General features: G+C 54.1%; 7 protein-coding genes. 6 read left to right on the plus strand and 1 reads right to left on the minus strand.

The window, feature by feature from the left end; translation table 11 throughout:
* Positions 1-115: 115 nt before the first annotated feature.
* The 6 genes from HN413_15905 to HN413_15930 all read left to right on the plus strand — a co-directional run bounded on the left by HN413_15905 (position 116) and on the right by HN413_15930 (position 6,533).
* Complete coding sequence (locus HN413_15905) at positions 116-475, plus strand: hypothetical protein (GenBank protein MBT3391883.1); 360 nt, start codon at positions 116-118, stop codon at positions 473-475.
* Positions 472-1,386: a hypothetical protein gene (locus tag HN413_15910; GenBank protein ID MBT3391884.1), complete on the plus strand. Its 915-nt coding sequence runs from the start codon at positions 472-474 to the stop codon at positions 1,384-1,386. Before HN413_15905 ends, HN413_15910 begins: the two co-directional genes overlap by 4 nt.
* A 90-nt stretch (positions 1,387-1,476) precedes the next feature.
* The gene (locus HN413_15915; GenBank protein ID MBT3391885.1) at positions 1,477-2,691 is read left to right on the plus strand and encodes a YibE/F family protein; all 1,215 of its coding nucleotides are present in this window, start codon (positions 1,477-1,479) and stop codon (positions 2,689-2,691) included.
* A gap of 129 nt (positions 2,692-2,820) precedes the next feature.
* The gene (locus tag HN413_15920) at positions 2,821-4,686 is read left to right on the plus strand and encodes a GAF domain-containing protein (GenBank protein MBT3391886.1); all 1,866 of its coding nucleotides are present in this window, start codon (positions 2,821-2,823) and stop codon (positions 4,684-4,686) included.
* Positions 4,679-5,332, plus strand: coding sequence for a response regulator transcription factor (locus HN413_15925; GenBank protein ID MBT3391887.1), 654 nt, complete (start codon positions 4,679-4,681; stop codon positions 5,330-5,332). Before HN413_15920 ends, HN413_15925 begins: the two co-directional genes overlap by 8 nt.
* A 55-nt stretch (positions 5,333-5,387) precedes the next feature.
* Positions 5,388-6,533 carry a PQQ-binding-like beta-propeller repeat protein gene (locus HN413_15930; GenBank protein ID MBT3391888.1) on the plus strand — a complete coding sequence of 382 codons (1,146 nt, stop codon included), beginning with the start codon at positions 5,388-5,390 and terminating at the stop codon, positions 6,531-6,533.
* Between the two features lie 65 nt (positions 6,534-6,598).
* Here HN413_15930 and HN413_15935 read toward each other — a convergent pair whose 3' ends face one another.
* A complete protein-coding gene (locus HN413_15935; protein MBT3391889.1) occupies positions 6,599-8,575 on the minus strand; it encodes a hypothetical protein in 1,977 nt (658 codons plus the stop codon).
* Positions 8,576-8,646 lie beyond the last annotated feature (71 nt).

The raw sequence follows: 8,646 nt of genomic DNA on the forward strand, positions 1-8,646 counted from the left end.
TGTGTTGTCTCCTCAACCAGTTGGGTCGTTTTTAAAACCCCTCATGGGCATTATAGCATGGGAAAAATTACATTTTTTCTCCACTGTTTGACAAAATTAGGGTACACTTTGGGGTATGTCTCGTTGGATTGGTTTCATCTTGGTTATTCTGATCGGTATTGGCCTGGGGTTATTCTATGGCCTGACGGTTGACCCCGTGGCGTTTGTAGATACCACGCCCGACAGCCTGCGCGAAGATTATCGCGCCGATTATGTGCTCATGGTCGCGGAAGTTTATCAGGCAGAGCGTGATGCCGCCGCGGCAATTGCGCGTTTGGCTTTTCTGGGAGATGAGGAACCGCTGGTGCTGATCCAAAATGTGGCGAAATTCGCTGCCGATGTGGGCTATACCGCGGCCGATCTTGATAAACTCGATGCGCTTTTCGACGCTGTGTTGGCCTGGTACGATAATCCGTTGGGAGATGAGACGCCATGAGGGAGAGTCGGGGTTCGTGGTATTTGCTCAGTGGGTTGATTATCGGTGTGGTGGCGGGGCTGGTGATTTCATGGATGCTGCCGCCTGCCGCGGTTTCGAATTCTGCGCCGAATTCGCTGCGCCCGGATTATAAAGATGCCTACCGCGCGCTGGTGGCTTTGGCCTACGATGCCACGGGCGACCAGACCCGCGCCAATGCTCGTCTGGCTTTGCTGGCGGATGATGATCCAGCCGGGGTGCTGGCTGCGCAGAGTCAGCGTTATTTGGCAGAGGGTTTTTCGTACAACGAAGCCCTGGCGCTGGCGCGGCTTTCGTCGGCGTTGGGTGAAGTTCCTGAACCTGCCCCGCGCACACCCACGGGCCAGGCGGAGTCGCTTGCTACGGTCTCCCCGCTGGATGGTACGCCGGAAGATGGACTTCCCTCGGAGACGGTATCTGCTGAAAACGCGGCAACCACCCTCGAGGTAGAAAGTGAAGCCACGCTTGCGGCGACATCTGGCCCCTCGCCTACGATTACCCTCACGCGCACGCCAATCCCCACGTTCACGCCCCTGCCAACGCTAACGCTCACACCTACGCTTTCACCGCCGTATGTGTTAAAGAATCAGGCGTTGGTTTGCGAGCCGGTTTCACAGGACTCGACGATTCAAATTGTGGTGACGAATGCTGCGGGTGAAGGGGTTCCTGGCGTGGAGGTGATTGTACAGTGGCCGGGCGGCGAAGAGCACTTTTATACCGGTCTGAAACCCGAAATGGGGCTGGGGTATGCCGATTTTGAGATGACCCCCGAACAGACCTATACGCTGCATATTGCCGAGGGCGGCGAGCCGGTTGCCCTGTTTGTGCCCGAATGCGCTGACGGGGGACAACGTTATTGGGGCGGTTGGCGGCTGGTGTTCACGCATCCGTAGAAAAATAAACTTATAGCCACGAAGGGCACAAAGGCACACACAGCAAAAATTTCGTGAACCTTCGTGTTCTTTGTGGTTTCAAATAATCTTATGCTGAAAAATAATCGTCTTTTTTGGATGGCGGCGCTGACCCTGGCGGGGCTGGCTGCCGTGCTGATATGGATTTTTATCCCCAGGCTGGCGGCTAACCCCGATGACGCGGCCGCGGGCAACCGAATTGGCTTTGGCTCCGATGCGGTGCGCGCCGAGATCGTTGCGATTGTGGAAGAGGGTACGGTGCAGGTGGGCAACGTGGAGCAGGAATATCAATTGCTGCGGGTGGAGTTGCTCGAAGGCGATTGGGCGGGTACCCAGCTCGAAGTGGATTATGGCAAACGGCAGACACGCCCCGAGGGGTTGAATCTGGATGTGGGCGATCGCGTGATTGTGAGCGTGGGCAAAAACCTCGATGGTTATATTACGGCCTTTTTTATGGATTTTGTGCGCACGCGCCCAATTGCGGTTTTGTTTGCCACTTTTGTGATCTTTAGTGTGCTGATTAGCGGCTGGAAAGGTGTGCGCGGCCTGATCGGGATGGCAATCAGCCTGGGGGTAATTGTGTTCTATATCATCCCGCAGATTTTGCAAGGCCGCGATCCGCTTTGGGTGAGTGTCAGTGGGGCGTTTTTCTTGCTGGCGGTGACACTGTATCTGGTGTACGGCTGGACGTTGAAAACCCATGCCGCGGTGTTGGGGACGCTGCTCTCGTTGATGATTACGGCGCTGCTGGCGGGCTTTTTTGTCGATCTGACGCGTCTGACCGGCTTCGGCAACGAAGATGTGCTCTTTTTGGTGCAGCAGGCCGATGTGCAGCTTAATTTGCGCGGGCTGGTCTTGGGGGGTATGTTGATTGGCGCGCTGGGCGTGCTGGACGATCTGGTTATCACGCAGGCTTCAGTGGTATTTGAACTGCATGGCCTGGATCCGGGTTTGAGGCTGCGCGAGTTATATCAGCGGGCGATGCGCGTGGGACAAGATCATGTGGCCGCGACAGTGAATACGCTGGTGCTGGCCTACGCCGGGGCCGCCTTGCCGATGTTTTTGTTATTCTCACTTTCGGGGGAGCAGTTTGGCTTTTTACTCAATCTGGAATATGTGGCCGAAGAGGTGGTACGCACATTGGTTGGTTCTTTAGGTTTGTTTGCCGCCGTGCCGCTGACGACGCTGCTATCCTGTCTGATTGCTTTGTATCATCATCGTCTGGGACCCATCCGCCGCTATCTTGGCCCGGAGACGGGGAGCGGCGGACATAGCCATAGCCATTAAAAATAAAGCGCAGTTGCAACTGCGCTTTATTTTTTTGCTGTGTTTCTGAATGTATCTAAATCGCTTATAATTTAGATGATTGTTATCTTGTTTTGAGGGTAACCAACCCCCTGACGCGGTGTTGTATTCATGGGCAGCCAACGATATATAGGAGCGATGGTGAAGGTTTCGAGGTTTGATAACAGGTTATTCCCCTGGTTGGCGGGCGGCATCGCGCTGATGTTGTCTGCCGCGTTTGTGTTGTGGGATACAACCTGGGGAGAACGCCATTCGGAAGCGATGCATACGCTTGTCGAAGCCGTTTTTGTTGCTTTGCTCTTTGGGGTTATATACTGGTTTTGGGTACAGCGAACACGCACACAGGATGAAATGCGCATCCAGCTTCGACAGGCTGAAATTACCAATACCCAAATCCATGAGAGTAGCCGCCGTTTGGAAGCGGTATTTCGCATCAATCGAATATCCGTTGAAGCGAATGATGAGCGCGAAATGATTAATTTGGCGCTGCAACTTTCGGCTGAATTGACGGGTGCCAAAGGGGCTTCATTCGTGCCGTTGGATGAACATTGTCAGCCGTTGGCGGTGATTAATTTTGGTGAGCAGCCTCCGGAGAAGTTGAACGCGCTGATTGAATATCTGGCCTCGCCAGAAGTGCATGAGCGTTGTTCGACTTGTTCGCGTCAAGATGGGATTGAAACATGCCCTATGTTGGCTCAATTCTCTGGAGATGAAATGCGTATCTTTTGTTTTCCGCTTAATCGCGGGGAACATAAATTTGGCATGTTGAATCTGTATATGCCCAAAAAAAGCAATTTGCTACCCGAAACGCGCAGCTTTGTTCAGGCAATGGCTGATGAAATTGCCTTATCGTTGGATGGCGTTCGTTTGCGGCAACGTGAACTGACGACTTTGCGACAATTGCAGCGGGTGCGCGCCAAAGCCGATCTCGAAGGCTTGCTCGCCCAGATGCTGGAAAATGTGCGCGCGGCGCTGGAAACTGATTTCGCCACGCTGATATTGCAAGAGGGCAATAGCGAGAACACAGTACATCGGCTGACTTCGGGCGAAATTCCGGATGCCGGAGGGTCGTTAGTGATGAATTTTCTGATGAGTGCATTGCAATCTGGCGAACCAATTCGGGTTGGGGAGATAGCCAGCGGGCAGGATGCAGCCCATAATAATTGCTCGGTGATGGCTGTGCCGTTGATTTCGCAGAATAACCATACTTTGGGCAGTATCCTGGTGGGGAATCGCCGGGCAACGCAATTCCAGGTGCGGCAACTGGCTTTGCTGCAAACCGTTGCTGGACAAGTGGCCCTGGTGATTCATAACGCCCATCTGATGACCGAATTGGAATATAACACCACACTGGGGGAGCGCACGCGGCTGGCACGCGAAATTCATGATGGATTGGCGCAAACATTGGGTTTTTTAAAACTTCAAATGATTCAAATGCAAAAAGCCTTCGATCAGCAAAATTTCGACCAATTGAAACGCGGCATTACGCTGAGTTATCAGGCTGTTTCGAGCGCCTATGAAGATGCGCGTGAAGCTATTGATGATTTGTTCATGGATCCATCAGAAAATAGTTTTATTGGGTGGGTTGAACAAATTGCGGCTGAGTTTGAAGAAAATACAGCGATAACGGTATCGACCAGTGGCGTTAATGCAGAAATTAATTTGCCGCCCGAAATTCAAATCCAGTTGATCCGGATTATTCAGGAATCGCTGAGTAATATTCGCAAGCACGCGGAGGCAAATCATGTGGTCATCGCGTGCGATTGGCAAGGAAAAGAAGTATTCCTGGAAATCAGTGATAATGGTTGTGGGTTTTTTCCATCGGAAACACAGGGCGCCTCGCGCCACGGTTTGCGTGGTATGCGCGAACGGGCAGATTTGATTGGCGCTGATTTTCAATTGACCAGCCGACCTGGAGCTGGCGCTGCAGTACATCTCCGCTGGACGCCAACCCCCGCGCAGGTTGTGTATGAATAAACATCAAGAATCGATCCCGATTGTTGTTGTGGATGACCATGCTCTTTTTCGCGCCGGTCTGATCAGTTTGCTGGCAGAGATGGATGAGTTTGAGGTGGTAGGCGAAGCCGAAAACGGTGTGCAGGCGCTGGATGTGATCGCCCGCACACAGCCCCAACTTGTGCTGTTGGATGTTAATATGCCCATCATGGATGGGGTGGATACGGTGCGCGCTTTGCGCGCTGCGGGTAGCGATTTGCGCATTGTGATGCTGACGATTTCGAAACGGCAAGGCGATCTGCTGGGGGCCATTCGCGCAGGCGCAAATGGTTATTTGCTCAAAAACACCGAACCGAATGAATTACGTGTTTCACTTCTAACGATTATGACCGACCAATCGGTGCTGGCAGCCGAGGTGACCGGGCAGGTGATGGAAGCTTTGCGCCAGGGACATCGCCATGTGCCGCGCCAATCGCTGACTGCGCGTGAAATCGAGGTGCTTGGCTGCCTTGCACGCGGAATGACTTCTGCTGAAATTGCGGTCACACTGGTAATTTCGCAAAATACAACCAAAACGCATGTGCGTAACATTCTAAAGAAACTGGATGTTTCCAATCGCGCCGAAGCTGTGCGGGTAGCGATGTCGCGAGGGTTGTTGAGAGAATAACAAGATGACAGTCACCTTTCCCGAATATGCGGATTGGAATTGCGTAAAAATACTTATGTCGATAAAAAAAAACCTTATTTTGGCAGTTTCCCTGCCGCTGATTTTGATAGCCTGCGCTTCACAGCCCGCGCCGTCGCTGCGCGAGTTGCCTCCAGCGCTGGTTTGGCAATACGATTCTGGGGGGGCTATTGATCATCCGCCCTTGCGTACTGGCAACACACTCGTTTTTGTGCCGAAAGACGGCCTGTTAACGGCCCTGGATGCCCAAACCGGAGATTTGCGCTGGCAGTTCAGCCCTCCCGAAGGCATCTGGCATCGCGCCTATGCCATGGCTGACGAACAAGTTTTTATCGCTATGGTCGGAGGGAATGTGGCCGCGCTCGATGCGCAAAACGGCGATCTGCTCTGGGAGACGGCGCTGGGGATCAATGCACAGGTTCCGCTGTATGTACTAGACCAAACGCTCTTCGTTGCAACCACCTTTGTGGGGCCAGGCTTGCAGGCCGATCCCCAGGGGCAGGCCAAACTCTTTGCGCTGGATACCCGCAGCGGAGCTATCCGCTGGGAATTTGAATCCGAAAATTATATTTTACAAACTCCCTTTTCGACCGGCGAAGTTGTCTATACAGGGGGCAGTTATGTCAACCCGGCGGTGGATGTGGATGAAGGCGGGCCGATGCGCCTGTACGCGCTCTCGGCGGCGGATGGTCGCCCTTTGTGGGAGTATGTTTCGGAAGATGGATTTGTGAAAGCGGTGTACGCCACTGACGAGATGGTGACGTATATTGCCTATCAGGATTTTCTTTCCGGGGTGGATGCACAAACCGGAACGCTGGCGTGGCGCGGCGACACTGGCAATTGGGTGCCGTCCCTGGCAGGCTCCGGAAACACAGTCTATTATGGTTCGGCCAACACAGTTGTTCACGCCTGGCAAATGGACAGCGGCGAGAGCCTGTGGACGTATAATATCGGTGGCGAGTCGTTCAATTATCTACTGGGCGCGCCAGTGATTGTGGGCGAAACGGTATATTTCATCAGTCAGCGCGGCGATATGATTGCGCTCGATGCCAACGATGGCCGCGAATTATGGCGCATGGCTGTTGATGTCAACGCCCCGCGCGTTGGGCTGACGGTGGCGAATGATTGGATTTATATTGGCGATGCCGATGGTGTGATTTACGCCTATACTGTGCATAAGTAGCCCCCCTGGCTTTTCCCCCCGACAAAAAAAGGAGCGGCAGTTTTCACTGCCGCTCCTTTTTTTGTCTATTTCTTCGTTCCGGCTAAAATTACGGGGCCGTCGCGATTTTCTTCAGTGATGTCGAACTCAACGCCAGGGGCCATACGGTTGTTGCGCAAACGGCCGCGCAGCTTGGAGTGATCCCAATCGTAGTCGGTGGCGCCGACTTCAGATTGGCCGAGCAATGGCACGCCGGGGGGTGAAGAGAGCACATCGCCGCCGAGCATGATACCTTCGTAGGATGACAAATCCATTTCGTGGTAGGAGTTCTCGGTATTACCGAAGTGGCAACCGGTGCAGTTCTGCGAGCCTTCGAACCACATATTGGGTTCGGTGAAGAAGGGCAGTACATCGCGTTCGAAAGTCAATGCTGCGCCGCCCGCTTCGAAGGAATCGCTTTCGGGAGCGCCCGCTTCAACCCAGGCGCCGATCAGATCCATAGCGTGCAGATCGCAGTCGTATTCGCCGAGTTCAACTTCAACGCCGTCGTCTGAAACTTCAAGACAGGGGCCGTCGCGGTTGGCTTCGGTGATGTCGAACTCCCATCCGGGTGGCATCCGGTTATTGCGCAGGCGTTCTTTGAGTTTGGAATGATCCCAATCGTAGTCGGTCGCGCCGATTTCAGACTGCCCAAACAACGGCACGCCGGGCGGGCTGGAGAGAGCATCGCCGCCGATCATAATCCCGGCATAGGAACTCAGATCCATTTCGTGGTAGGAATTTTCGGTGTTGCCAAAGTGGCAGCCGGTGCAGGCTTGTGCGCTCTCGAACCATAAACCGTTCTCGGTGAACAAGGGTTGAATGTCGGCTTCATACGTGGCTTCACAGGCCGCGCTATCCAGATCAGCGAAGGCAAAGGCCTCCGTTTCGGGTGTGCCAGCTTCAACCCAGGCGGCAATCAGGTCTACGGCCTTGACTTCACAATCGCCGTTGCCATAGAGTGCCATTTCGGTATCTGTTTTCACGCGTTCGCCGTGCAGTACCAGGGGGCCGTCGCGATTTTCTTCAGTGATGTCGAACTCAACGCCAGGGGCCATACGGTTGTTGCGCAAACGGCCGCGCAGCTTGGAGTGATCCCAATCGTAGTCGGTGGCGCCGACTTCAGATTGGCCGAGCAATGGCACGCCGGGGGGTGAAGAGAGCACATCGCCGCCGAGCATGATACCTTCGTAGGATGACAAATCCATTTCGTGGTAGGAGTTCTCGGTATTACCGAAGTGGCAACCGGTGCAGTTCTGCGAGCCTTCGAACCACATATTGGGTTCGGTGAAGAAGGGCAGTACATCGCGTTCGAAAGTCAATGCTGCGCCGCCCGCTTCGAAGGAATCGCTTTCGGGAGCGCCCGCTTCAACCCAGGCGCCGATCAGATCCATAGCGTGCAGATCGCAGTCGTATTCGCCGAGTTCAACTTCAACGCCGTCGTCTGAAACTTCAAGACAGGGGCCGTCGCGGTTGGCTTCGGTGATGTCGAACTCCCATCCGGGTGGCATCCGGTTATTGCGCAGGCGTTCTTTGAGTTTGGAATGATCCCAATCGTAGTCGGTCGCGCCGATTTCAGACTGCCCAAACAACGGCACGCCGGGCGGGCTGGAGAGAGCATCGCCGCCGATCATAATCCCGGCATAGGAACTCAGATCCATTTCGTGGTAGGAATTTTCGGTGTTGCCAAAGTGGCAGCCGGTGCAGGCTTGTGCGCTCTCGAACCATAAACCGTTCTCGGTGAACAAGGGTTGAATGTCGGCTTCATAGGTGGCCGGATAGGTATTACCGTCGATACCTGTGTAGTCGAAGGCCTCCGTTTCGGGTGTGCCAGCCTCCACCCAGGCGGCAATCAGGTCTACGGCTTTGGCGGCTGCGCCTGGGATGCCTTCAGGGTCTGGTGTTACTTCGGGGGTTGGGGAAGGCACTACGGTCAGTGTAGCTGGAGCCTCGCATCCTGCCACGATGAGGGCACTGAGTAGTAAAAGACTTCCCACAAATAAAAGGGTTTGGGGCTTTCTCATATTCGCTCTCCTAAGATAAGTACGAGTAAGAAAGAAATGCACTGCGCTGGTGTCAGTTTTGAAAATAGCGA

Source organism: Chloroflexota bacterium (genome assembly GCA_018648225.1).
Taxonomy (GTDB): Bacteria; Chloroflexota; Anaerolineae; order Anaerolineales; family UBA11858; genus NIOZ-UU35.